This window comes from Saccharothrix sp. S26 (assembly GCF_021390395.1).
In the GTDB taxonomy this organism is placed as follows: domain Bacteria; phylum Actinomycetota; class Actinomycetes; order Mycobacteriales; family Pseudonocardiaceae; genus Actinosynnema.
Window position 1 is genome coordinate 184,032 of record NZ_JAJUWT010000001.1, and the last position, 23,283, is coordinate 207,314.

The 23,283-nt window shown below is 72.9% G+C and carries 20 protein-coding genes; 12 read left to right on the forward strand and 8 right to left on the reverse strand.

Going from position 1 to position 23,283, the window contains the following annotated elements:
- Positions 1 to 31 precede the first annotated feature (31 nt).
- Together LZG04_RS00815 and LZG04_RS00820 are read right to left on the reverse strand one after the other, a co-directional pair.
- Positions 32 to 850 carry an ABC transporter ATP-binding protein gene (locus LZG04_RS00815; protein WP_233812304.1) on the reverse strand — a complete coding sequence of 273 codons (819 nt, stop codon included), beginning with the start codon at positions 848 to 850 and terminating at the stop codon, positions 32 to 34.
- A 90-nt stretch (positions 851 to 940) separates the two neighbouring features.
- Positions 941 to 1,399 carry an SRPBCC family protein gene (locus LZG04_RS00820; RefSeq protein ID WP_233812305.1) on the reverse strand — a complete coding sequence of 153 codons (459 nt, stop codon included), beginning with the start codon at positions 1,397 to 1,399 and terminating at the stop codon, positions 941 to 943.
- Positions 1,400 to 1,653: 254 nt separating this feature from the next.
- Between LZG04_RS00820 and LZG04_RS00825 the strand changes: the two genes are divergently transcribed.
- The 4 genes from LZG04_RS00825 to LZG04_RS00840 all read left to right on the forward strand — a co-directional run bounded on the left by LZG04_RS00825 (position 1,654) and on the right by LZG04_RS00840 (position 10,500).
- Positions 1,654 to 3,864: a germacradienol/geosmin synthase gene (locus tag LZG04_RS00825; RefSeq protein ID WP_233812306.1), complete on the forward strand. Its 2,211-nt coding sequence runs from the start codon at positions 1,654 to 1,656 to the stop codon at positions 3,862 to 3,864.
- A 557-nt stretch (positions 3,865 to 4,421) separates the two neighbouring features.
- Positions 4,422 to 7,076, forward strand: coding sequence for a BTAD domain-containing putative transcriptional regulator (locus tag LZG04_RS00830; protein ID WP_233812307.1), 2,655 nt, complete (start codon positions 4,422 to 4,424; stop codon positions 7,074 to 7,076).
- An 84-nt stretch (positions 7,077 to 7,160) separates the two neighbouring features.
- Entirely contained in the window at positions 7,161 to 7,730 is a 570-nt protein-coding gene (locus LZG04_RS00835; protein ID WP_233812308.1) for an NADPH-dependent FMN reductase, read from the forward strand.
- 85 nt (positions 7,731 to 7,815) lie between these two features.
- Positions 7,816 to 10,500, forward strand: coding sequence for a LuxR family transcriptional regulator (locus tag LZG04_RS00840; RefSeq protein ID WP_233812309.1), 2,685 nt, complete (start codon positions 7,816 to 7,818; stop codon positions 10,498 to 10,500).
- A gap of 21 nt (positions 10,501 to 10,521) precedes the next feature.
- On the opposite strand, the gene LZG04_RS00845 is transcribed toward LZG04_RS00840, so the two are convergent.
- Positions 10,522 to 10,986 (reverse strand): hypothetical protein, encoded by a 465-nt coding sequence (locus tag LZG04_RS00845; protein WP_233812310.1) that lies wholly within the window; start codon positions 10,984 to 10,986, stop codon positions 10,522 to 10,524.
- Positions 10,987 to 11,257: 271 nt separating this feature from the next.
- Here LZG04_RS00845 and LZG04_RS00850 point away from each other — a divergent pair, with 271 nt between their 5' ends.
- A complete protein-coding gene (locus LZG04_RS00850; protein ID WP_233812582.1) occupies positions 11,258 to 12,973 on the forward strand; it encodes a family 20 glycosylhydrolase in 1,716 nt (571 codons plus the stop codon).
- Positions 12,974 to 13,061: 88 nt separating this feature from the next.
- On the opposite strand, the gene LZG04_RS00855 is transcribed toward LZG04_RS00850, so the two are convergent.
- Both LZG04_RS00855 and LZG04_RS00860 read right to left on the reverse strand, forming a co-directional pair.
- A complete protein-coding gene (locus LZG04_RS00855) occupies positions 13,062 to 13,886 on the reverse strand; it encodes a hypothetical protein (protein ID WP_233812311.1) in 825 nt (274 codons plus the stop codon).
- A 67-nt stretch (positions 13,887 to 13,953) separates the two neighbouring features.
- Positions 13,954 to 14,190, reverse strand: a complete 237-nt coding sequence (locus LZG04_RS00860; protein ID WP_233812312.1) for a hypothetical protein — start codon at positions 14,188 to 14,190, stop codon at positions 13,954 to 13,956.
- Positions 14,191 to 14,389: 199 nt separating this feature from the next.
- Here LZG04_RS00860 and LZG04_RS00865 point away from each other — a divergent pair, with 199 nt between their 5' ends.
- The 7 genes from LZG04_RS00865 to LZG04_RS00895 all read left to right on the forward strand — a co-directional run bounded on the left by LZG04_RS00865 (position 14,390) and on the right by LZG04_RS00895 (position 20,735).
- Positions 14,390 to 15,487, forward strand: a complete 1,098-nt coding sequence (locus tag LZG04_RS00865; protein ID WP_233812313.1) for an XRE family transcriptional regulator — start codon at positions 14,390 to 14,392, stop codon at positions 15,485 to 15,487.
- Entirely contained in the window at positions 15,484 to 16,647 is a 1,164-nt protein-coding gene (locus tag LZG04_RS00870) for a hypothetical protein (protein ID WP_233812314.1), read from the forward strand. Before LZG04_RS00865 ends, LZG04_RS00870 begins: the two co-directional genes overlap by 4 nt.
- A 107-nt stretch (positions 16,648 to 16,754) precedes the next feature.
- Positions 16,755 to 17,894: an acyl-CoA dehydrogenase family protein gene (locus tag LZG04_RS00875; protein ID WP_233812315.1), complete on the forward strand. Its 1,140-nt coding sequence runs from the start codon at positions 16,755 to 16,757 to the stop codon at positions 17,892 to 17,894.
- Positions 17,894 to 18,901, forward strand: a complete 1,008-nt coding sequence (locus LZG04_RS00880) for a s-methyl-5-thioribose-1-phosphate isomerase (RefSeq protein WP_233812316.1) — start codon at positions 17,894 to 17,896, stop codon at positions 18,899 to 18,901. The genes LZG04_RS00875 and LZG04_RS00880 overlap by 1 nt, the downstream gene beginning before the upstream one ends.
- Entirely contained in the window at positions 18,894 to 19,559 is a 666-nt protein-coding gene (gene mtnC / locus LZG04_RS00885) for an acireductone synthase (protein ID WP_233812317.1), read from the forward strand. The genes LZG04_RS00880 and mtnC overlap by 8 nt, the downstream gene beginning before the upstream one ends.
- Positions 19,556 to 20,149, forward strand: a complete 594-nt coding sequence (gene mtnB, locus LZG04_RS00890) for a methylthioribulose 1-phosphate dehydratase (protein WP_308198901.1) — start codon at positions 19,556 to 19,558, stop codon at positions 20,147 to 20,149. Before mtnC ends, mtnB begins: the two co-directional genes overlap by 4 nt.
- Positions 20,150 to 20,162: 13 nt before the next feature.
- Positions 20,163 to 20,735, forward strand: coding sequence for an acireductone dioxygenase (locus LZG04_RS00895; RefSeq protein WP_233812318.1), 573 nt, complete (start codon positions 20,163 to 20,165; stop codon positions 20,733 to 20,735).
- Here LZG04_RS00895 and LZG04_RS00900 read toward each other — a convergent pair.
- Genes LZG04_RS00900 through LZG04_RS00910 form a run of 3 tightly spaced genes read right to left on the reverse strand, consistent with a single transcriptional unit; the run spans position 20,710 to position 23,271 of the window.
- Complete coding sequence (locus LZG04_RS00900) at positions 20,710 to 21,324, reverse strand: hypothetical protein (protein WP_233812319.1); 615 nt, start codon at positions 21,322 to 21,324, stop codon at positions 20,710 to 20,712. The two genes, LZG04_RS00895 and LZG04_RS00900, sit on opposite strands and share 26 nt — an antisense overlap.
- A complete protein-coding gene (locus LZG04_RS00905) occupies positions 21,317 to 22,606 on the reverse strand; it encodes a HAMP domain-containing sensor histidine kinase (RefSeq protein WP_233812320.1) in 1,290 nt (429 codons plus the stop codon). Before LZG04_RS00905 ends, LZG04_RS00900 begins: the two co-directional genes overlap by 8 nt.
- A complete protein-coding gene (locus LZG04_RS00910; protein WP_233812321.1) occupies positions 22,603 to 23,271 on the reverse strand; it encodes a response regulator transcription factor in 669 nt (222 codons plus the stop codon). The genes LZG04_RS00905 and LZG04_RS00910 overlap by 4 nt, the downstream gene beginning before the upstream one ends.
- Positions 23,272 to 23,283: the final 12 nt, after the last annotated feature.

Genomic DNA, 23,283 nt, shown 5'->3' on the forward strand with positions numbered 1-23,283 from the left:
GCTGGTACCTCTCAGGGAGAAGGGGAAGGGCTCAGGCCGGTCGCGGGGTGTGCCTGCCGAGGGGGCGGCAGTGGATCGCGCCGGTCACCGGGTCGTCGGCGACGTGCACCGTGACGCCGTAGGCGCGGGTGAGGTGCTCGCCGGTGAGGACGTCGCGGACGCCGCCCGCCGCGACGACCCTGCCCTCGCTGAGCAGCACGACCTCGTCGGCGATGATCGCGGCGTGGTCCAGGTCGTGCAGCACCACGCCGACCGCCACGCCGTGGTCGTCGGCCAGGTCGCGCACGACGTCGAGGACCTCGACCTGGTAGCGCAGGTCGAGGTGGTTGGTCGGTTCGTCCAGCAGCAGCACCGACGTCTGCTGAGCCAGGCACGACGCGAGCCACACGCGTTGCAGCTCGCCGCCGGACAGCTCGTCCACGCCGCGGTCGGCCATCGGGGCGACGCCGGTCAGGTCCATGGCGCGCTGGATGGCGGCGCTGCCGTCGAGGTCCACCCCGCGCCACCCGGTCCGGTAGGGGTAGCGGCCGTAGGAGACGACGTCGCGCACCGAGACGCCGGAGGGCGTCGGCCGCTGCTGGGTGAGCAGGGTGACGTTGCGGGCGAACTCCTTGCCGGACAGGGGCGAGTGCCCCCAGACCGACCGCTCGCCCATCCGCACGCGCCCCTCGCGCGGCCGGTGCAGTCGCGCCAGGGATCGCAGGACGGTCGACTTGCCGGACCCGTTCGGCCCGACGAGCGCGGTGACGGTCCCGGCGCGCAGTCCGAGCGAGACACCGTGCACCACCGCGCGGTCGTGGTGCGCGAGAACCAGTTCCTCACCGGCGAGCAGCGCGTCTCCCTTAGACATGAGGGGAGCCTAACCTAATCTCACGAATCACCCATATGGGCGTGATCTACTGCACTTCTCGGCCTAACGGGTAACGCCGAGCAACCGTGATCAGGCCGCGAAGTGCCGCCGCGTGTCGGCCACCATCGACTCGAACACCAGCGCGTTGAGCCTGCCGCCGCCCTTGAGCGCGGGCTCGTAGGCGAACGTCCACGTCAGCCGGCACCCCTCGCCCGACCGCTCCACCAGGTAGTCCTCGCCGAAGCGCCGGAACACCGGCAGGTTCGACCGGTCCACCAGGAACGACTGCCGCCGCCCCTCCTCCCAGCGGATGAAGTGCTCGTACAGCCGCAGCACGCCCAGCACCGCGGCCGTCCGCGTCGTGCCCACCCCGAACGGGCGCGGCGAGGTGTACTCCACCGACGACAGCAGCCGGCACCACCACAGCGGGTTGGAGGCGGCCAGTCCCCGCCAGACACGTTCGGGCGACACCGGCAGGTCCAGCACGTAGCTGTGGCGCTGCGGCGCGGAGTCGTAGAAGTCCACGTCGAACGGCTCCAGGCTTGGCACGTCGTCCAGTGTGACGCCTGCGTGCCGGTTTCACCGCTCGTCGCCTCCGGGGCACCGCACCGACCCGACCGGCCGCCGCCGGCCCGACCGGCCGCCACCCAACGCCGCCGAACACCACCCAGAGCAGCACCGATTGATCCGGTCGGGCGGACCCGGTGCTCGAACGTGTGGATCAGCGCCGCCGCCCCTTGGCCGTCGCGCCCTCACCCTGGTTGCGTACACCCGTCAGGCGACCAGACGAGAGGTGCGTGCCGATGGCGCAGCCGTTCCAGCTGCCGGATTTCTACCTGCCCTACCCGGCGCGGCTGAACCCCAACCTGGATCGCGCGCGGGCGCACACCAAGGCGTGGGCCTACGAGATGGACATGATCGACGTGCCGCAGCACGGCACCGTCATCTGGACCGAGCGCGACCTCGACTCGCACGACTACGCGCTGCTGTGCTCGTACACGCACCCGGACGCCTCGGCGGACGACCTCGACCTGGTCACCGACTGGTACGTGTGGGTCTTCTACTTCGACGACCACTTCGTGGAGCTGTACAAGCGCAACCCGGACGTGGCGGGCGCGAAGGCCTACCTCGACCGGTTGCCGCTGTTCATGCCGGTCGACGGCGCGATCACCGAGGCGCCGACGAACCCGGTCGAGAAGGGCCTGGCCGACCTGTGGACGCGCACGGTCGGCAGCCACTCCGAGGACTGGCGCCGCCGGTTCGCCGACAACACCAAGCACCTGCTGGACGAGTCCATGTGGGAGCTGCTGAACATCTCCGAGGGCCGGCTGAGCAACCCGATCGAGTACATCGAGATGCGCCGCAAGGTGGGTGGCGCACCCTGGTCGGCGAACCTGGTCGAGCACGTCACCGGCATGGAGGTGCCCGCCCGCATCGCCCTGTCCCGCCCCATTGGCGTCCTGCGCGACACGTTCGCCGACGCCGTGCACCTGCGCAACGACCTGTTCTCCTACGAGCGGGAAGTGCTGGACGAGGGCGAGCTGAGCAACGGCGTGCTGGTGCTGGAGAAGTTCCTGGACATCCCGACCCAGGAGGCCGCCGAGGCGGTCAACGACCTGCTCACCTCCCGCCTGCACCAGTTCGAGCACACCGCCGTCACCGAGGTGCCGCTGCTGCTGGACGAGCACGGCATCGACCCGGCGGGCAGGCTCGCCGTGCTGGCCTACGTGAAGGGCTTGCAGGACTGGCAGTCCGGCGGCCACGAGTGGCACGCCCGGTCCAGCCGGTACATGAACGAGGGCGCCGTCACCGCGAACCCCGTGCTCGGCGGCCCCACGGGCCTGGGCACCAACGGCATCCGGGCGCTCATCGCCACCGCGCCGCAACGGCTGCGCAGCTTCGGCCACGTGCCGTTCGAGCAGGTGCCGCCGCTGCCCGAACCGGCGCTGGACATGCCGTTCGAGCTGTCGGTGAACCGGAACTGGGCGCACGCCCGGGAGCAGAGCATCGCGTGGGCGCGGGAGATGGGCATCTTCGACGACGTGCCCCGCGTGTGGACCGAGAGCAAGCTGCGCGACTACGACCTCGCGCTGTGCTCGGCCGGCATCGACCCGGACGCCACCGCGGACGAGTTGGTGATCAACGCGCTGTGGCTGACCTGGGGCACCTACGGCGACGACTACTACCCGGTCGCGTTCGGCCGCACGCCGGACCTGGCCGTGGCCAAGGCCGCCACCGACCGGCTCAAGCAGATGATGCCGCTGGAGGGCGCGTCGCCGTCGCCGGTGACCCCGCTGGAGCGCGGCCTGGCCGACGCCTGGCAGCGGACCACGGCCCCGATGCCGCTGGAGAACCGGCGGCAGTTTCGCCACACGCTGGAGCTGATGCTCGACAGCTGGATGTGGGAGCTGAAGAACCACCACGAGAACCGCGTGCCCGACCCGGTCGACTACGTCGAGATGCGCCGGCACACGTTCGGCTCGGAGCTGACGATGAGCCTGGCCCGGCTCGGCCACGGCAGGCTGGTGCCCCCGGAGATCTACCGGACCCGCACGATCGCCAACATCGAGAACTCGGCGATGGACTACGCCATCATCCTCAACGACCTCTTCTCGTACCGCAAGGAGATCCAGTTCGAGGGCGAGGTGCACAACCTGGTGCTGGTGGTGCGCAACTTCCTCGACGTGGGCCTGGAGCGGGCGATCGGGGTCGCGACCGACCTGGCGAACGCGCGGTTGAAGCAGTTCCAGCACTCGGTGGCGGTCGAGCTGCCCGCGCTGTTCGAGGAATTCCGCCTGGGACGCGAGGCGCGCGAGGCGCTCAACGCCTACGTCGGCGAGCTGCGGGACTGGTTGGCGGGCATCCTGAACTGGCACCGGGAGGTCGTCCGCTACCACGACGCCGACCTGGCCAAGCACTTCGGCGGCCGGGAGGTCGCGGTCACGCCGCAGTCGCTGCGCGGGCCGACGGGCCTGGGCACGGCGTCCACCCGCATCCTGGCGAACAAAGGGTGACACAAAGCCGACTGGATGCGGCCGGAATGCGCGGCGCACGTCGACGGCGTGCCCGTGCGGCTCGGTGACCAAGGCGCACCGCTGGGCTGAGCCTCGTTCGACGTGGACGGCAGGAACACCCGGCCGGTCTCCCGGTCCACGACGGGAGCCGGGTCGCCCCTGGTGAACGGCCGTTCCGGGTCGTCCGGCACGCCGCTGAGCACCACCCGCGCGGGCCTGGGCGAACGCCGGCACCGTGTCCGCCGCGGTCCGCACCAGCGCCGGGACGCGGTAGCACCCGTACGCGAGCCCGCCGGACACGGGGACGGCCGCCCCCAGGTCGGCCGTCCCCGTGAGTTCCGAGGTGCCCGCGCACCCGAACCGGGGCCGGACACGCCGCGGCGTCCCAACCGGCAGGGGGAGCACCGGTCGGGACGTCGACCCCTCGAACCGGGCGGAGGTGTGGGGCAACTCCGCCGGGTCACTTCATCGATCCGCGGTCATGGGCACACCCTGCTCGGCCCACCGGGAGCGAACCTAGGATGAACCTTGAACCGGCTGTTCGAGGGGGCTCCAGCGTGGACTTCGGACTGCTCGGCGGCGTCCGGGCACGGGTCGGCGGCGCCGACCTCGACATCGGGCACACCCGGCGGCGCAGCGTGCTGGCGGCCTTGCTGCTGGAGTCCGGGAGGCCGGTGCCCGCGGAACGGCTCGTCGACCGCGTCTGGGGTGATCAACCGCCGTTGCGGGCGAAGGAGACCTTGTACGGCTACGTGTCGAAGCTGCGGTCGGCCGGGATCGACATCCAGCGGCGGCCGGGCGGCTACCTGCTGGATACCGACCGGGTCGACCTGGTCGAGTTCCGCGCCCTGGCGAAGCGGGCGCGTGCCGAAGCCGACTCCGACCGTGCCGCCGAGCTGTACGACCAGGCGTTGGCGTTGTGGCGCGGCGAGGCGCTGGACGGGCTCGACTCGCCGTGGTTCGCGCAGGTCAGGGAGTCGTTGCAGGCTGAACGGGCGGCCGTCGAGCTGGACCGCAACGACGTGGCGATCCGGCTGGGCCACCACGCCGACCTGCTGCCCGCGCTCCGCGACGCCACGCAGGCCCACCCGCTGGACGAGCGCCTCGCCGGCCAGCTCATGCTCGCCCTGCACCGCAGCGGCCGGTCGTCGGAGGCGTTGCGGCACTACGACGCGTTGCGCCGCACGCTCGCCGACGAGCTGGGCACCGACCCCGGCGCCCCGCTGCAAGAGCTCTACCTGCGACTGCTGGGCCGGCAGGCCACGCCGGAGACGGAGACCACCAGGGCGGTGCCCCGGCAACTGCCCGCGCCGCAACGCTGGTTCACCGGCCGCGAGAAGGAGATCGCCGACCTCGCCGAACCGTCGGCCACCGTCGTGATCACCGCCATCGGCGGCGCGGGCGGCATCGGCAAGACGGCGTTGGCGCTGCACTGGGCGCACCAGCACGCGGACGACTTCCCGGACGGCCAGCTCTACGTCAACCTGCGCGGTTTCGACCCGGTCGGCGACCCGGTGACGCCGCAGAACGCGCTGCGCGGCTTCCTCGAAGCCCTCGGCGTCGCCGACCCGCCCGCCGACCTCGACGCCCAGTCCGCCCTCTACCGCAGCCTGGTCGCGGACAAGCGGATGCTGGTCGTGCTGGACAACGCCCGCGACACCGCCCAGGTCACGCCCCTGCTGCCCGGTGGCGCGCACTGCACCGTGCTGGTCACCAGCCGCCTGCAACTGCTCGGCCTGCTCACCGCGCACGGCGCGCGTTCGGTCGTGCTCGACGTGCTGGACGAGCACGAGTCCCGCGCGTTCCTCGTCTCCCGGCTGGGCGCGCAACGCGTCGAGGCCGAGCCGGACGTGACCCGAGAGCTGCTCGAACTGTGCGGCGGGCTGCCGCTGGCGCTGAGCATCATCGCGGCCCGTGCCGTGACGCAGCCGGACCTGCCGCTGTCGGCGCTGACCGAGGAGCTGCGGGAGCACCGGCTGGACGCGTTGGACGACCTCAGCGCCGACCTGCGCACGGTGTTCGCCTGCTCGTTGCGGGTGCTCAGCGACCAGGCCGCGCGGCTGTTCGGGCTGATCGGCCTGACGTGCGCGCCGGACCTGGGCCTGCGGGCGATCACCGCGCTCACCGGCCGGTCCGACACGCGCCGGCTGCTGCGCGAGCTGGAGGCCGCCCACCTGGTGCAGCAGCACCGCGTCAGCCGCTACCGGATGCACGACCTCGTCCGCCTCTACGCCGCCGAGGTGGCGCCCGCGCACGCCGACGCGAACATCGAGGCGTTCATCGGCTACTTCGCCGCCACCGCGCACGACGGGGACCGGCTCATCGAGCCGCACCGCCCGCCGGTGCCCAGGCCGGACGGCGACGCGGCGCCGCTGCCCGACGTGACCGCGGCGATGGACTGGTTCGACGCCGAGTACGAGTCCCTGCTGGCCGCCCAGCGGTTGGCCGCTGGGCACGGCCGCCACGACCTGGCGTGGCACCTGGCGTGGGCGTTGACGAACTACCACCTGCGGCGCGGTCACGCGGCCGAGGACATCGCGGTGTGGCGGACCGCGCTGGAGGCCGCCTACGCGCTGGGCGACCGGTTCAAACAGGTCTCGGCGCACAAGTTCCTCGGCATGGCGTTGACCGACGTGGGCCGCTACGACGAGGGCGACCACCACCTGCGGCAGGCGTTGGAGCTGGTGGACGACGACTACGGCAAGGCCGCCGCGCACCGCGCCATGGCGTGGGCGATGGAACGACGGGGTGACGTCGAGGGCGCGCTGGAGCACGCGCTGGCCCAGCTGGAGCGGTTCCGGGCGCTCGGCATCCCGGTCCGGGTCGCGGAAGCGCTCAACGACGTCGGCTACCGGATGGCGAGGCTCGGCGACCACGCGGGGGCCGAGGCGCACTGCCGGGAGGCGTTGGCGCTCAACGTGGAGCTCGGTCACGTCGAGGGCGAGGCGGCCACCTCGGACAGCCTCGGCTACATCGCCCACCACCACGGCCGCGACGCCGACGCGGTCGAGCACTACCGGCACGCGTTGACCCTCTACCGGCAACTGGACAACTCCTACGAGGAAGCCACCGTGCTGCGGCACTTCGGCGACGTGCTCGCCGCCGTCGGGCGGCACGCCGAAGCGCGTGACGCGTGGCAACGGGCCCTCACCCTGTTCCGCGCCCAGGGCCGCGTCGAGGACACCGAGGAAGTGCTCGCGCTGCTCGGCTGACCCGCACGACCAGTCACGTGACAGATGCCCGGCCCCTCGGCCCGCTCCTAGCGTCGGTGGCACGCAACCGAGGGAGGAACTGTTGTGATCAAGCTCGCGATCATCGTCGGCAGCACCCGGCGCGGGAGGTTCGCGCCGGTCGTGGCGAACTGGTTCGCCGACCGGGCCAAGCAGCGCGAGGACCTGACCGTGGACGTGCTCGACCTCGACGACCTGGACCTGCCGGACCGGCTGCACGCGTTCGGCGAGGATCCCGCTCCGGAGGTGGCCCTGGTCTCGCCGCGCCTGCGTGACGCGGACGCGTTCGTCGTCGTCACGCCCGAGTACAACCACAGCTTCCCCGCGCCGTTGAAGAGCGCGATCGACTGGCACTTCACCGAGTGGCAGGCCAAGCCGGTCGGGTTCGTGTCCTACGGCGGCATCGGCGGCGGGTTGCGGGCGGTCGAGCAACTGCGTCAGGTCTTCGCCGAGCTGCACGCCGTCACGGTGCGGGACACGGTGAGCTTCCACGGCGCGTGGTCCCGGTTCGACGAGGCCGGGAACCCGGTGGACGCGGCCGAGGCGGACAAGGCCGCCACGACGGTGCTCGACCAGCTGGTCTGGTGGGGCACGGCGCTGAAGGAGGCCCGCGCCAAGCGGCCTTACGGGACCTGACGCGCGGGCGGTGCGGCTCAGGTCCCGGCGGAGGAGATCAGGCACACGGTCGTCGTGCTGCCGGGTGCCGGCTAGGGTCGGAGATGTGCTGCACGGTCGTTCCGCGGAACTGGCGGTGGTGGACGACCTGCTGTCCGCCGCGCGCGCCGGTCGCAGCGGTGTGCTCGTGGTGCGGGGTGAGGCGGGCATCGGCAAGTCCGCGCTGCTCGACCTCGCCGCCACCCGGGCGACCTCGCCGCCACCGGGCCCCTCCGGGTTCCTGGTCCTGCGCGGCACCGCGGTGGAGCCGGAGTCGGTCGTGCCGTTCGCCGGGCTGAACCTGCTCCTCGGGCCCGTCGTGGACCGGGTCGACGCCCTGCCGCCCAACCAGGCCACCGCCCTGCGCACCGCCCTCGGCCTCGCCCCGCCCGACGGCGGCGACCACCACCTCGTTGGCCTGGCCGTGCTGACCCTGCTGGCCGACCTCGCCGAGCACCGCCCGGTCCTGTGCCTGGTGGACGACGCCCACTGGCTCGACCAGGGCTCCGCGCACGCCCTGGTCTTCGCCGCCCGCCGGTTGCAGGCCGAGGGCGTCGCGGTGGTGTTCGCCGCCCGCGACCTGCACGCGCCCCCGTTCCCCGCGCCCGGCCTGCCCGAACTGCGCCTCACCGGCCTGGCGCCCGAGCACGCCGCCGCGCTGCTCGACGAGCACGCCGCCGACCTCCCGAGCCACGTCCGCGACCGGATCGCCGAGGAAGCCGACGGCAACCCGTTGGCGCTGCTCGAACTGCCCGCCGCCCAACGGGAAGGGCGCCTGCCCGCCCACGCCTTCGGCGTCGCCGCCCTGCCCACCCACAGCCGCGTCCAGCAGACGTTCGCCGACCGCATCGGCACGCTGCCCGAACGCACCCGAACCCTCCTGCTGGTCGCCGCCGCCGACGACACCGGCGACCCGGGCGTCGTGCTCAAGGCCGCGGGCCTGCTGGACGCCACCGTGGACGACCTCGAAGCCGCCGAGCAACGCCAGCTCCTGCGCTCCGACGACGGCCGGTTGACCTTCCGCCACCCCCTGATCCGCGCCGCCGCCTACCAGAGCGCGCCGCTCAAGCACCGCCTCGCCGTGCACCGGGCCCTGGCCGAGGTGCTGGACGACGCCCACCGCAGCGCCTGGCACCTGGCCGCCGCCACCACCGCGCCGGACGAACAGGTCGCCCGGGCCTTGGCCCGCACCGCCGAGGACGCCCGCGACCGGGGCGGGTACAGCGCCGTCGCGTCGGCCTACCACCGCGCCGCCGAGCTGACCCCCGACCCGGTCGAACGCGGCCACCGGCTGGCGGCGGCCGCGGGCGCGGCGGGTGCGGCGGGCCAGTTCGACCGCGCGGTCGTGCTCGCCGACCGGGCGTGGGAGCTGGTGTCCGACCCGGTGGACGGGGCCAGGGTGGCGCGCATCCAGGCCAGGCTGGCCGGCGAGCAGGGACGGTCCGCGCAGGCCGCGGCGCAGCTGCTGCGCGCGGTCTCCTGCGCCGAGCACACCGACCGCGAGCTGGCGGGTGACCTGCTGTTCAACGCCGCCAACCACGCGTGGGCGGGTCAGGACCTCGACACCCTCAGGGACATCGCGGCACGGGCGCGCGACCTGCCCGGTGCGGACGACACGCGAGCCGTGGTGACCGCCGCGCTGGGCCTGGCGGGCGACGACGTGCCCGGTGGCATGGCCGCGCTGCGCGGGCTCCTGGGTTCCCCGTACGTGGGCGGACCGGGCAACGCCGTCACCGCGTGGTGGCACCTGGTCCTCGGTGACGACCAGGCCGCGCACGCCTGGGCGTTCGACCTCGAACGCCGGTCCCGCGCGCAAGGCGCTCTCGGCGTGCTGCCGCGTGCCCTGGCCTACCTGGCGCGGGGCCGCCTGCACCTGGGCCGGCACCGCGACGCGCGGGCCACCGCCGAGGAGGGGCTGCGCATCGCCGGGGACATCGGCCAGGAGTTCAGCGTCGGCTTCCTGGCCGGTGTGCTGGCCGAGCTGGCGGCCATCGAGGGCGACGAGGTCCGGTGCGCGGAGCTGGTGTCGATCCTGACCGAGGGCTCGTCGCGCTCCGTGCGGGCCGCGGGTGCGTCGGCGTTGCTGGACCTGGGCCTGGGCCGGCACGAGGCCGTGCTGGACCGGTTGGCCGACGTCGCCGCCGGTGCGGACCGCCTGCACTCGATCACCAGCCTGCCCGACCTGGTGGAGGCGTCCGCGAGGCTGGGCCGGCACGGGTTCGCCGAGAACGCCGCGACCTGGTACGACGAGTGGGCGTCGAGCACCGGCCGACCGTGGGCGCGGGCCGTCGCCGCCCGCTGCCGCGCCCTGCTCACCGACGACGAGCGGTGGTACGCGCGAGCCGTCGACCTGCACCGGGCGCACGAGGGCCGCCCGTTCGAACGCGCCCGCACCGAGCTGCTGTACGGGGAGTGGCTGCGCCGGGCCCGCCGCCGGGCCGACGCCCGCCCGCACCTGCGCTCGGCGCTGGCGGAGTTCGAACGGCTCGGCGCGACACCGTGGGCGTCGCGCGCCCGCACCGAGCTGCGCGCCACGGGGGAGAGCCGCTCCGCACCGGGCCCGGACCCGCTCGGCACCCTCACCCCGCAGGAGTTGCAGGTCGTGCGGCTGGCGGCCGAGGGCCTGAGCAACCGGGACATCGGCGCGCAGCTGTTCCTGAGCCCGCGCACGGTCGGCTACCACCTCTACAAGGCGTACCCGAAGCTGGGCGTCGCCTCCCGCGTGGAACTGGCCAAGCTCGACCTCGCCTGACGACCCGACCGGGTCGTCGCCTCACCGGGACGCGGGTTCGGCGGCCAGGCGGAAGAGGTCGCGCGTCGGGTGCACGTCGACCGGGACGCGCGTCCCGACTTCGACGACCCGCTCCCCGGCGACGAGGTGGCTCGTGGTGAACGGCGGCCGGCCCGGCACGGCGACCAGCATCCGGATCCTGGTGCAGCGGTCGTCCTCGCCGGACCACACGTGCTGCGCCGACGTCACCTCGCCCAGCACGCGCACGCCGGCCGCGTCCAGCTCGCGCCACACGCGCTGGTCCCGCAGGGTGCCGACGACGAACAGGACCAGGACGACCGCGGTGAACGGGGTCCAGACGAGGCCGGTCACGACGACGCCCGCCCTGGCGTCGTCGGGGACGAGCCCGCTGACACCGGCCAGCAGGATCAGGGGACCGGCGCAGACGACCAGGAGCCCGAGCGCGGTCCAGCCCGGCTGCTCGGTGAAGCCAGTCGGGCGGTTCACCGGCCCTTCGGCCTCGGGCAACCCGCCGCCGGCCGGGGAGTCCGGAGCACTGCGCGAATGTCCTGGCACAGGCGGAACATAGCGAAGCCGATCCGGTCGCGACACCCCTTCGAGCGGCGCTCCTGCCCAGCGCACAGCCGAATGGTCTAGACCCATTGACAGCACCCGCCGGGCGTACGCACGCTTGACGGCAGCCGGCCGCCGCCTTGCCCCAGGAGGACCAACGGTGAAACTCCCAACGAGGACGGCGCGAGCGCTCGCCGTCCTGGTGATGGCGCTCGGCGCGATCGCGGTCTGGAACATCGACGCGGGCCCCGCCTCGGCCGCCGAACCCCTGCGGGGCATCGTCCCGGCCCCGGTCTCGGTGCAGCCCTCCCCCGGCGTCACGCACGTGATCACCGCGGAGACCAGGATCCACACCTCGCCCGCCGCGCACGGCGTCGGTGACCAGCTCGCCGCCCTGCTCCGCCCGTCGACCGGCTACGCCCTGCCCGTCACCGACACCACCGGCGTCCCGGCCGACGGCATCGCGCTGCTCGTCGGCGGCGCGCCCGCGTCCGTCGGCGACCAGGGCTACCAGCTCACCGTCACGTCGGCGGCCGTGCTGGTGCGCGCCACCACGCCGGCGGGCCTGTTCGCGGGCGTGCAGACGCTGCGCCAGCTCCTGCCCGCCAAGGTGGAGAGCCGGACCGCGCAGCCGGGCCCGTGGACCGTGCCGGGCGCGACGATCACCGATTACCCGCGGTTCTCCCACCGCGGCGCGATGCTCGACGTGGCCCGGCACTTCCACCCCGTCGCCACGGTCAAGCGGTACCTCGACCAGCTCGCCCTCTACAAGGTCAACTACTTCCACCTGCACCTGACCGACGACCAGGGCTGGCGGATCGTGGTCGACAGCTGGCCGCGGCTGGCCACGCACGGCGGCAGCACCCAGGTCGGCGGCGGACCCGGCGGGTACTACACCAAGGCGCAGTACCAGGAGATCGTGGCGTACGCGGCGGCACGGCACATCACCGTGGTGCCCGAGGTCGACCTGCCCGGCCACACCAACGCGGCGCTGGCGTCGTACGCCGAGCTGAACTGCAACGGCGTCGCGCCCGCGCTGCGCACCGACATCGCGGTCGGCTACTCGTCGTTGTGCGTGTCCAAGGAGATCACCTACGCGTTCGTGGAGGACGTGATCCGCGAGATCGCCGCGTTGACGCCCGGGCCGTACCTGCACATCGGCGGCGACGAGGCGAACGCGACGACCGACCAGGAGTACCTGACGTTCATGAACCGGGTGCTGCCGCTGGTCGGCAAGTACGGCAAGAAGCCCATGGGCTGGCACGAGTTCGTCAAGACGACCACCGACACCGGGGCGGTCGCCCAGTACTGGGGCACGACGACGTCCAACGCGGTGGTGCAGAACGCCGCCGCGCGCGGGCAGAAGGTCCTGATGTCGCCCGCGAACAAGGCGTACCTCGACATGAAGTACAACTCCGGCACGCCGCTGGGCCTGAGCTGGGCGGGCCTCGTCGAGGTGCAGGACGCCTACAACTGGAACCCCGGCACGCACGTCAGCGGGGTGCCCGAGTCCGCCGTGCTGGGCGTCGAGGCCCCACTGTGGAGCGAGACGATCGTGACGCCGGCGCACGTCGACTTCATGGCGTTCCCGCGCCTGCCGGCGATCGCCGAGCTGGGCTGGTCGCCGTGGTCGACGCACAACTGGGACGCGTTCCGCCTGCGCCTGGGCGCGCAAGCCCCGCGCTGGACCGCCATGGGCCTCGACTTCTACCGCTCACCCCAGGTTCCCTGGGACAACGGCGGCACCACCACCACGACCACCACGACCACCCAACCGTCCGGCGCCTGGGCCCCGAACCGCGCGTACACGGCTGGCACCCAGGTCACCTACAACGGCGTCACCTACCAGTGCCGCCAGTCGCACACGTCCCTGGTGGGCTGGGAACCACCGAACGCCCCCGCCCTCTGGCAACGCCTCTGACCAACACCCGAGAGTCCTACGTTCAGAACGCGTGTGTCCTACGTTCAGAACGCGAGAGTCCTACGTTCAGAACCCCCGAGTTCAACGCTCAGAACGTCACGCGGGCGGCGGACACCGGTCGTTCCGCCGCCGCGTACGTCCCCGCGGACGACGTGTTCACGCTCCACCGGTACCGGCTGAACTCGCCGGTCGCGTCGGAGGCGTAGAACATCATGTGCCCGTACCCGGCGCCGTCGGTCGACGCGGTGGCGTTGAAGATGCGGTTGTCGGGGAACCGGAAGTAGTTGCCCACCCCGTACACGCCGTGCGGCTCGGACGTGCAGTCCACCACCTCCACCGCGTACTGCGTCTCACCGGCGAAGTTCAGCCCGCGGGTCGGCGCGGTGTAGACGCCCTTGACCGAACGCACCATCACCACGTGCCCGGTGTTGGTGTCCTGGTCGTTGCGGTAGTCGATGGCGATCAGGTCACCCGGACGAAGGTCCGCCACCCTGGTGACGCGCTCGAAGTGCGGGATCTCCCGCTCCGCGAACGCCGCCCGGTAGTCCCGCGCGAACGGGCTGGCGACGCCGAAGTGGGCGCTGAAGAAACCTGAAGTCGCCCACCGGTACGTCCGCTTGAGCACGGCGGTCAGGAACGAAGCGCACTGGCTCTGGTTGACCCACCCGGACGCGTCGCCGGGCGAGCCCCACCGGACCACGTTCGGCTGGTCGGGTTCCTTGTAGGTGTTGTTCGCCAACGGGCACGTCGGCAGGGACAGGTAGCCGACCAGCTGCTCGGCTTCGAGCAGGTGCGGTGTGGACGGCCGGTGTGGACGCGGCGTCCGGGCCGGCGCGGCGGTCGTCCCGGGGGTCGCGCCCGCCGGTGCGGCGAGAGCGGTTCCCCCGGAGGACGGTCTGCGCGACAGGTCCATCGTGCGACTCCCCCTTCGATGCGGGCCCGCATACCGTAGTCGAAGGGGGTGGGCCGCACGTGGCGGTTCAGCGCACGTAGACCAGCAGAACGGTGGTCAGCACGGTGCACATGGCCAGCATGGTGGCGATCCCGGTCATCGCCGCACCGGCCGTCAGCAGGATCCGGGTGAGCAGGCCGAGCACTCGGCGCAGGAGCTTGACCAGGCCCATGACCAGCGTCAACGCGCCGATCAGGACGACCACCACGAGCGGCGTCCACTCGGTGGTGGGAGATGATTGAGCTAACGCGGTGAGCATGTTCATGATGACCCCCGGATGGCTTCCTGGGTGAACTTCACCTAGACTCACTGAAGTTGACTGAACCTCAGTAACTTGAGGGTAAGTCCAGCTGTATAGGAGTGACAAGCCCCTTACGGGGGTATCGGCTCGTGACTTTTCTCCGCAATCGTGTATGTTTCACGCTTCAGCTAGTGCGCTGAAGTTCACTGAAGGGCGCGCGGTCGTGGTCGTTGCGGATGACTCCCACACGCTGGCGCACCGCCTCCGGGCGCTGCGCGAGGAGCGCTGGCCCGACGTGACGATCACGCAGAGTGATCTTGCCCAGGCGTTCAGCGCCGAGAAGCCGGCCAGCGTGCCGCTGCTGTCGTCGTGGGAGAGCCGCACCAAGCCCAAGACCCCGCCGCTGCACCGCCTCGCCGCCTACGCCACGTTCTTCGCCACCAAGCGGTCCGTCGCCTCCCGTCCCTACCGGCTGGTCCCGGTCGAGGAGCTGACCCCGGACGAGCTGCGCCGGCGTGACGAGCTGCTGCGCGAGCTGACCGACCTGCGGGCCGCGGCCGCCGAGCGCGAGGACGGCGCCACCCCCGCGCACGACCGCGCCGACCGCGGCTTCTGGTACTTCCACGACCGGCACGTGATCACCATCGTCGTCGCCCAGCTCCCGGCCGACATGCGGGCGAAGATGCCCTACTCCGACCCCACGCAGCCGGACTACGTCGAGCTGTACACCTACGCCGACCTCGACGCCCTGATCGAGCTGCACGGCCACATCCGCGCGCTCAACCCGCGCAGCCAGGTCAACTTCCGCATCGCCTCCGACCTCGCGCCCGACGACTACACCACGCACCTCGTGCTGCTCGGCGGCGTCGACTGGAACCTCGTCACCCGCGAGCTGCTCGACCGGGTCGACCTGCCGATCACGCAGGTCGCCCGGCACGTCGAGGACGAGGCGGGCGGGTTCGTGGTGCGCACGCCCGGCGGCGACGAGCGCCTCTACGCGCCCAAGCTCGGTAACCACGACGGCCGCGAGGTCCTGCTGGAGGACGTCGGGCACTTCTACCGCGGCACGAACCCGTTCAACCACAAGCGAACGGTGACGATCTGCAACGGCCAGTACGGCAGGGGGACCCTCGGCGTCGTGCGGGCACTCACCGACAGCAGGTTCCGCGACCGCAACGCCGAGTACCTCGGCCAGCGGTTCGCCGGCCTGGCCTCCTACAGCGTCCTCACCAGGGTGATGGTCGTGAACGGCCAGGTCGTCACGCCGGACTGGAACCTGCCGTACTTCCGCCTCTTCGAATGGCCGGAGGGCCAGAGTTGAACGCCGCAGCGCCCGCGCTCGCCGGGACCCCCGCGCCAGGCGGGCGACCCGGGCCGCGAGGCCCCCGGTCGGCGAACCACCACGGTTCGCACCGCCACCTGCTGACCCGGGACGCGTTCGCCGTGCCCGCCGCGGTGGACGCGATCATCGTGCCGACCGCGCGACCGACCGCCTACCTGGAGCACGTCGTCACGCTCGCCGCGCACCACGGCTGCACGCTGGTCGTGCTGTGCAGCCGTCACGCGTCCGCCGACGCCGCCACCGCGCTCGCCGAACGCGCCGGTGTCGAGATCGTCGCGGTCGACCTCGCCGTCGCCCCCGCGGGCGTGGTGCCCGACTTCCGCACGACGGCGATGCTGCGCGGCGGCCGGTTCGACCGCCGCACCGACACCAGCCTGAAGCGCAACCTGGGGCTGCTGCTCGCCACCGCGGCGGGCTGGGAGCGGGTCGTCTACGTGGACGACGACGTGGTGATCCCCAACCCCGACGACCTCGGCACGGCGGTGGGCCTGCTCGACACCTTCACCGGCGTGGGCCTGTCGGTCGGCGGCTACCCGGACAACTCGGTGGTCTGCCACGCCTACCGGGAGGCGGGCGGCGACCAGGACACGTTCATCGGCACGGGCGCGCTGGCGATCGGCCGCGAGTCGTTCACCTCGTTCTTCCCGAACATCTACAACGAGGACTGGTTCTTCCTGCTCAACGACACGGGCCTGTCGCCGTCGGCGGTGACGGGCCTGGCGTTGCAGAAGCCGTACGACCCCTACCGCGACACCACTCGGGCCCGCACCGAGGAGCTGGGCGACTGCCTGGCCGAAGGGCTGTTCGGCCTGCTGGACACCGGCCGCGGCCTGACCGAGGCCACCGCGGGCTACTGGCGGTGGTTCCTGGGCCAGCGCAGGCGGTTCATCGACGAGGTGATCGCGCTGGTCGAGGACACCCAGCCGGACGGTGCCGCGAAGGGCAGGATGATCGCCGCGCTCAAGGCCGCCCGCGGTCGCAACCGCCTGATCGAGCCGCGGCTGTGCGTGGACTACCTCACGGCGTGGCGCGCCGACCGCGAGGTGTGGCGCGACCACGTGGAGGCGACCCGGGGCCGATCCGTGCCGAAACTGCTGGCCGACCTGGGCCTGCCGCACCACTGCCGCCCGCGCGCCTGACCGCCGTCGCGGGTGCTCCCATGTGGCGGAACGCTCAGTCCGCGGCCCGTCGCGGCGATTAGGCTCGCCTGCTGGGAACGTGCGGGCGAGGCAGACGGAGGCAAGGCATGACGAGCACCGATGGTCGGCAGAAGTGGCTGACCGTCGCCGAGGAGCTGGCCGCGGCGTTGCGGGTGGACGCGGCGGAACGCGACCGGCGGGGTGCCGAGCCCGTGGCCGAGGTCGAGGCGTTGCGCCGCTCCGGGCTGCTCGGGATCGGCGACTGGGCCACGCAGCAGGCCGTGACCAGGGTCGTCGGCGCGGCGGACGCCAACGTCGGCCACCTCCTCGGCTACCACTACCTCCAGGTGTGGCGCAGCGGCCTGTTCGACAACCCGGACCACCGACCCGGCGACAACGGGTCCGGTGCCGATCTCTTCTGGGCAGGGGTCAGCAACCCGCTGGACGCCGCACTGGAGCTGCGCCCGGTCGACGGCGGGTTCGAGGTCAGCGGCCGCAAGACGTTCGCCACCGGCGCGTCGGTCGCCGACCGGCTCGTGGTCAGCGCCACGCACACCGACACCGGCGACAAGGTCACGTTCACCCTCGACGCCAAGGCCGACGGCATCACCTACCGCGGTGACTGGGACAACATCGGCCAGCGCCTCACCGCCAGCGGCGGCGTGGTGTTCGACCGCGTCCACGTGCCGTCCGACCAGGTGCTCGGCACGCACGACGAGACCAGCCCGCGCCTCTCGCTGGCCGCCCTCGGGTTCCAGCTCGTGCTGGCCCAGCTGTACGTGGCGATGGCCGAGGGCGCGCTGGCCGAGGCGTCCCGGTACACCCGCACGACCACCCGCCCGTGGTTCCTCAGCGGCGTCGACGCGGCCACCGCCGACCCGTACGTCCTGGCCACGTACGGCGAGCTGGTCGCCGAGGTGCGGGCCGCCGGCCTCCTCGCCGACCACGCCTCGGACCGGCTGGACCTGGCGTCGCGGCGCGGCGCGGACCTGACCCACGACGAACGCGCCGAGACCGCCGCCGCGATCTCCTCGGCCAAGGTCGTGTCCACCAAGGTCGCCAACCAGACCACCAGCCGGGTGTTCGAGCTGTGCGGTGCGCGGGCCACGGCCGCCGGCTACGCCTTCGACCGGTTCTGGCGCAACGCCCGCACCCTCACCCTGCACGACCCCGTGTCGTACAAGGCGCGTGAGCTCGGCGCGTACTACCTGACCGGCGAGCACGCCCCGTTCACCGGGTACAGCTGATGGAACCGCTGCTCGCCCGCAGCGTGCGCCTCGAGGACGACGGGGTGCACATCCTGGACCGGCGCGACTTCCCGTTCGAGAAGACGTGGGTGCGCTGCGCCACGGTCGCCGAGGTCGCCAAGGCCATCGAGGACATGGTCACGCAGTCCTCCGGGCCGTACTTCGCCGCGCTGTGGGGCATGGTGCTGGCCGCCCGCGAGGCCCGCGGCCTGCCGCGCGACGAGGCCCGCGCCCGGCTCGACCGGGCCGGGCGGCTCCTGGTCGCCACCCGTCCCACCAACAACCACCTGCGCAAGGCGGTGGCCGCCGTGCTGGCCGGGGTGGACGCGGCCGACGACCTCGAAGCCGGTGCGCTGGCCGGCGCGCGAGCGGGGGACGAGCGCTACCGCGACCGCAGCCGCCGCCTCGGCGCGCACACCGCGCGACTGCTGCCGGACGAGGGCGCGGTGCTCACGCACTGCTGGGCCGACCTGTACCTGACCGAGACCGTCGCCGCTGCCCAGGCCATGGGCAAACGTTTGCGCTTCGTCTGCACGGAGACCCGACCGTACCTCCAGGGCGCACGCCTGACCGCGGAGACGCTGGGAGAGATGGGCGTGGACACGACCCTGATCACCGACGGCATGGGCGCGGCGGTCATGTCGACCGGCGAGGTGGACGTGCTGCTGACCGCCGCCGACCGCGTCACCATGGACGGGCACGTGGTCAACAAGGTCGGCACGCTCGGCCTCGCGGTCGCCGCGCACGCGTTCGACGTGCCGTTCCTGGCCATGGTGCAGGCACCGGACCGCCTGGCCCCGACCGCCGCCGACGTGCCCATCGAGCACCGGCCCGGCGACGAGGTGCTGCACACCCTGGGCCGCCGCACGGCCACCGACCGGGCCCGCGGCCTGTACCCGGCGTTCGACGTCACCCCGCCCCGGTTCGTCACGACGGTGGTGACCGACCGCGGTGCGTACGCTCCGGACGGTTTGGCCGATTACTACGTTGGGGACGTTCATGACTGAATGGGTCGTGCTGGACATCGAAGGCACGCTCAGCGCCACCGACCAGGTCCTGGTCACGCTGTACGACTACGCCCGGCCCCGGCTCGGGCCGTGGATCGACGAGCACGGCGACGACCCGGCGGTGGCCGAGGCCGTCGCGCAGATCCGGGAGCTGTCCGGTGTGGACGGCGGCACGGACGAGCTGGTGCGCGTGCTGCACGGCTGGATGGACGCCGACCAGAAGGTCACGCCGCTCAAGACGTTGCAGGGCCTGATCTGGCAGCGCGGGTACGCGCGGGGCGACCTGGTGGCCGAGTTCTTCCCGGACGTCGTGCCGGCGCTGCGCGCGTGGCACGCCGGGGGCGTCAAGCTGGCCGTGTTCTCCTCGGGCTCGGTCGCGGGCCAGGTGGCGTTCTTCGCCCACACCGCGGACGGCGACCTCACGTCGTTGTTCGAGCACCACTTCGACACGGTCAACGCGGGCCCGAAGCGCGAGGCCGCGTCGTACCTGAAGATCGCCTCCGTGCTCGGCTCCGACGACATCACGTTCTACTCCGACGTGCCCGCCGAGCTGGACGCCGCCGCCGAGGCGGGTTGGCGGACCGTCGGCGTGGCGCGGCCGGGGGAGCCGTACGGCGACGCGGACTTCGGTCCACACCGGACGGTGCGGGCCCTGTGACGCCGGGGGAGGCGCTGGCCGCCGAGTGCGCCCGGTACACCGCGATGGGCTGGATGCGCGGCACGTCGGGCAACCTGTCCGTGGTCGTGGACCGCGACCCGCTGCGGCTCGCGGTCACCGTCAGCGGCAAGGACAAGGGCGAGCTCACGCCCGACGACGTCGTGATCATCGACGCCGACGGCCGCACGGACGACCCGGTGCGCGTGCCGTCGGCCGAAGCGGGCCTGCACGGGCGGATCGCGGCGGTGTCCGGCGCGGGCGCGGTGGTCCACGTGCACGCCCTCGCGCCCGTGGTCGCCGCCGAGCGCTGGCCCGGGGGCGTCGAGCTGAGCGACCTGGAGATGCTCAAGGGCTTCGGCCGCCAGGCGCACGAGACCGTCGTGGTCCCGGTCGTGCCGAACAGCCAGGACATGCGGGTGCTCGGCGACGCGTTCGAGGCCGGTTTCCGCCCGGACGTGCCGGCCTTGATCGTGGCCCGGCACGGGGTGTACGTGTGGGGTGACGACCTCTACCAGGCGCGGCACCGGCTGGAGTGCTTGGAGTGGCTGTTGCGCTTCAAAGCCGAGACCACGAACCCACCGCGAGCGTGAGGGAGCAGGCGCGATGACGTTGCTGACCGTGTGGTCGGACACCGACCCGGAGACCGCCCTGGTGCGCACCACCGACCCCGCCGAGGTCGCGGCCGAGCTGAAGCGGCTGGGCGTGCGCTACGAGCAGTGGCCGGTGGTGCCGGGCGTGACCAAGGACAACGCCCTGGAGGTGTACGCCGAGCAGGTCGCGCGGGTGACCGAGACCGAGGGCTACATCCTGGTCGACGCGATGGAGATGACCCCGTCGGACGACCCCGAGTGGCTGGAGTCGGCGGGTCGGGCGCGGCTGAAGTTCCTGGCCGAGCACACCCACGACGACGACGAGGACCGGTTCTTCGCGCGGGGCTCCGGCGTGTTCTACCTGCACGTCGACGAGCGCGTGTACGCGGTGCTGTGCGAGGCGGGCGACCTGCTGAGCGTGCCCGCGAACACCACGCACTGGTTCGACATGGGCACCCGGCCGGACTACGTGTCGATCCGGTTCTTCCACGACGACGACGGCTGGGTCGGCAACTTCACCGGCAGCGAGATCGCCAAGTCGTTCCCCACGTTCGACGTGCTCATGGCGGGTCACCGAGCGAGCTGAGCTCGGCGGCGAGGTTGGCCTTGGCGCGGTCCTCCCAGCGTGCGCGCGCGTACGGGGTGACGTAGAGCGGGTCGCGCCCGGCCAACGACCGCAGCACGGCGGCGCGGCCGACCCGCCAGGCGTCGTCCGGCACGTGCGCGTACTCGGCGCGCACGGCCGCGCGGTAGCGCTCGTAGACGGCCGGGTCGGCGCCGAGGACGGCCAGGTCGGCGTCCAGGAGCAGGCACGTCAGCGGGTCGTCCGAGGCGTGGTCGGCGGTGGCGAGCACGAGGTCGGCCACCTCGTCGGCCTCGGGCAGGCCGGCGAGCCGGTCCCGGGCCCACTCGGCGCTGCGGCGCTCGTCGTCGCCCGGCTTGCCGTCGTAGATCACGTCGTGCGCCAGGGCGGCCAACGTCAGCACAGCGCGCTCGCGTGCCGTGCGGTGGTCGGCTTCGGCGAGCACCGTGACGTCGCGCACGACGGCCAGCACGTGGTCGGCGTTGTGGTAGCCGCGGTGCGGTTCGGCGTAGCGCCGCACGAGGTCCGCGGGCCCGTGCGCGCCGCCCAGCACCCCGACCGCCTCGTGCCACCGGACTTCCAGCTCATGCATGGGGCAACCTCACCGTGAACGCCGCGCCGCCCTCGGGTGCGGGACCGGCCTCGATCGTGCCACCCAACCGGGTCACCAGGCCGTGCACCAGGGCGAGGCCGACGCCGGTGCCGACCGGTCGGGACCGTTCGTACTTGGCGTGCAGGGCACCTTTCCGGAACGCGACGCGGTAGTCGTCGTCGGACAACCCCGGACCGCCGTCACGCACTTGCAGCACGTCGTCCAGCGCCAGCACCACCGGCTTGCCGGCGGGCGTGAGGCGCAGCGCGTTCTCCAGCAGCCCGTCCAGCACCTGCCGCAGCCGCCGGGCGTCCGTCCGCCGCACGGTCGGTCCCGGCGGCAGTTCCAGCCGGAACTCGACGCCTTTCGCCGCGCACCGCGCCCGCCACACCTGCGCCGCCGACGACACCACGTCGACCAGGTCGACCGCGGCGAGGTCGACCCGGAAGTCGTCGGCGCCCAACCGGGCCAGGTCCAGCAGGTCCGTGACCAGCCGGTCGAGCCGGTGCGCCTCCTCGGAGATCGTGCGGCCCACTCCCGGCACCTCCGCACCGGACACCACGCCGTCGGCCAACGACTCGGCGAACCCGCTCACCGCGGTTAACGGCGTGCGCAGCTCGTGGGAGACCGACAACAGGAACTCCCGCTGCCTGGCCTCGCTGCGCGCCAACGCGTCGGCCAGCGCGTTCACCGCCCCGCCCACCTCGGCGACCTCCGCCGGCCCGTGCTCCGGCGCGCGCAGGTCACGCCGACCGCCGCTCATCGTGCGCGCGACCTCCGCCGTGCGCCGCAACGGCCGCGCGACCAGCTTGCCCAGCAGCCACCCGGCCACCGCCGCCACCAGCAGCCCGAACCCCAGCGCGACCGCGATGTTGCGCAGCAGTTCGCGCCCCGGCCCGTTGCCTGTCGCCGTTTCCTGCACCAGCGCGACCCCGGGCCGCACCTCGACCAGCCGGGTGCCCGCGGTGCCCGACCGGACCCCGGTGTCACGCACCGCGCGCACGGCTGGCGCGGCGCCGACCAACCCGCCGTCCGGCCCGATCCGCACCAGGTCGATGCCCTGCCCGCGCAACACCTCGACCGCCCGCAGCCGCCCGGCCCGTCCGACCTCGAGCTGCCCGGCCACCACGTCCGCCTGGTCGGCCAGCGCCTGCCGGCTCACCTCCCGCGACGTGCTCAGCACCAGCCGCGCCGACACCAGCCCGGCCACCACGACCGCGACCCCGGCCACGGCCAGGCACAGCGCCGTGATCCGGAACGCCAGGCTCGTGCGGCCGGTCACGACGCCTCGACCGAGTAGCCGACCCCGCGCACGGTCCTGATCGGACTGCGATCACCGAGCTTGGCCCGCAACTGCGCCACGTGCACGTCCACCGTGCGCGTGCCCGCGGCCGCCGCGTAACCCCACACCGCGCTCAGCAGCTGCTCCCGCGCGAACACCCGGCCCGGGTGCCGCATCAGGTGCGCCAACAGGTCGAACTCCGTCGACGTCAACGCCACCTCGGCCGCGCCCGCCCACACCCGCCGCCGGTCGCCGTCCAGCTTCACCTCACCCACCACGTGCACCGGGCTGACCTGCGGCGTTCCCCGGCGCAGCACGGTGCGCACGCGGGCCACCAGCTCGCGCGGGCTGAACGGCTTGGTCACGTAGTCGTCCGCGCCCAGCTCCAGGCCGAGCACGCGGTCCACCTCGTCGTCGCGTGCGGTCACGAACAGCACCGGCGTCCAGTCGCCCGCCGCGCGCAGCGCCCGGCACACCTCGACCCCGTCCATCCCGGGCAGCCCGACGTCCAGCAGCACCGCCACCGGCCGCAACCGCCGCACCGCGGCCAACGCGTCGTGCCCGTCCGCCTCCACGTGCACGCCGAACCCGTCCCGGCGCAGGTAGAGGCAGATCAGGTCGGCGATGGCCCGTTCGTCCTCCACGACCAGCACGAGTCCCGGCACGCCGCGCATCGT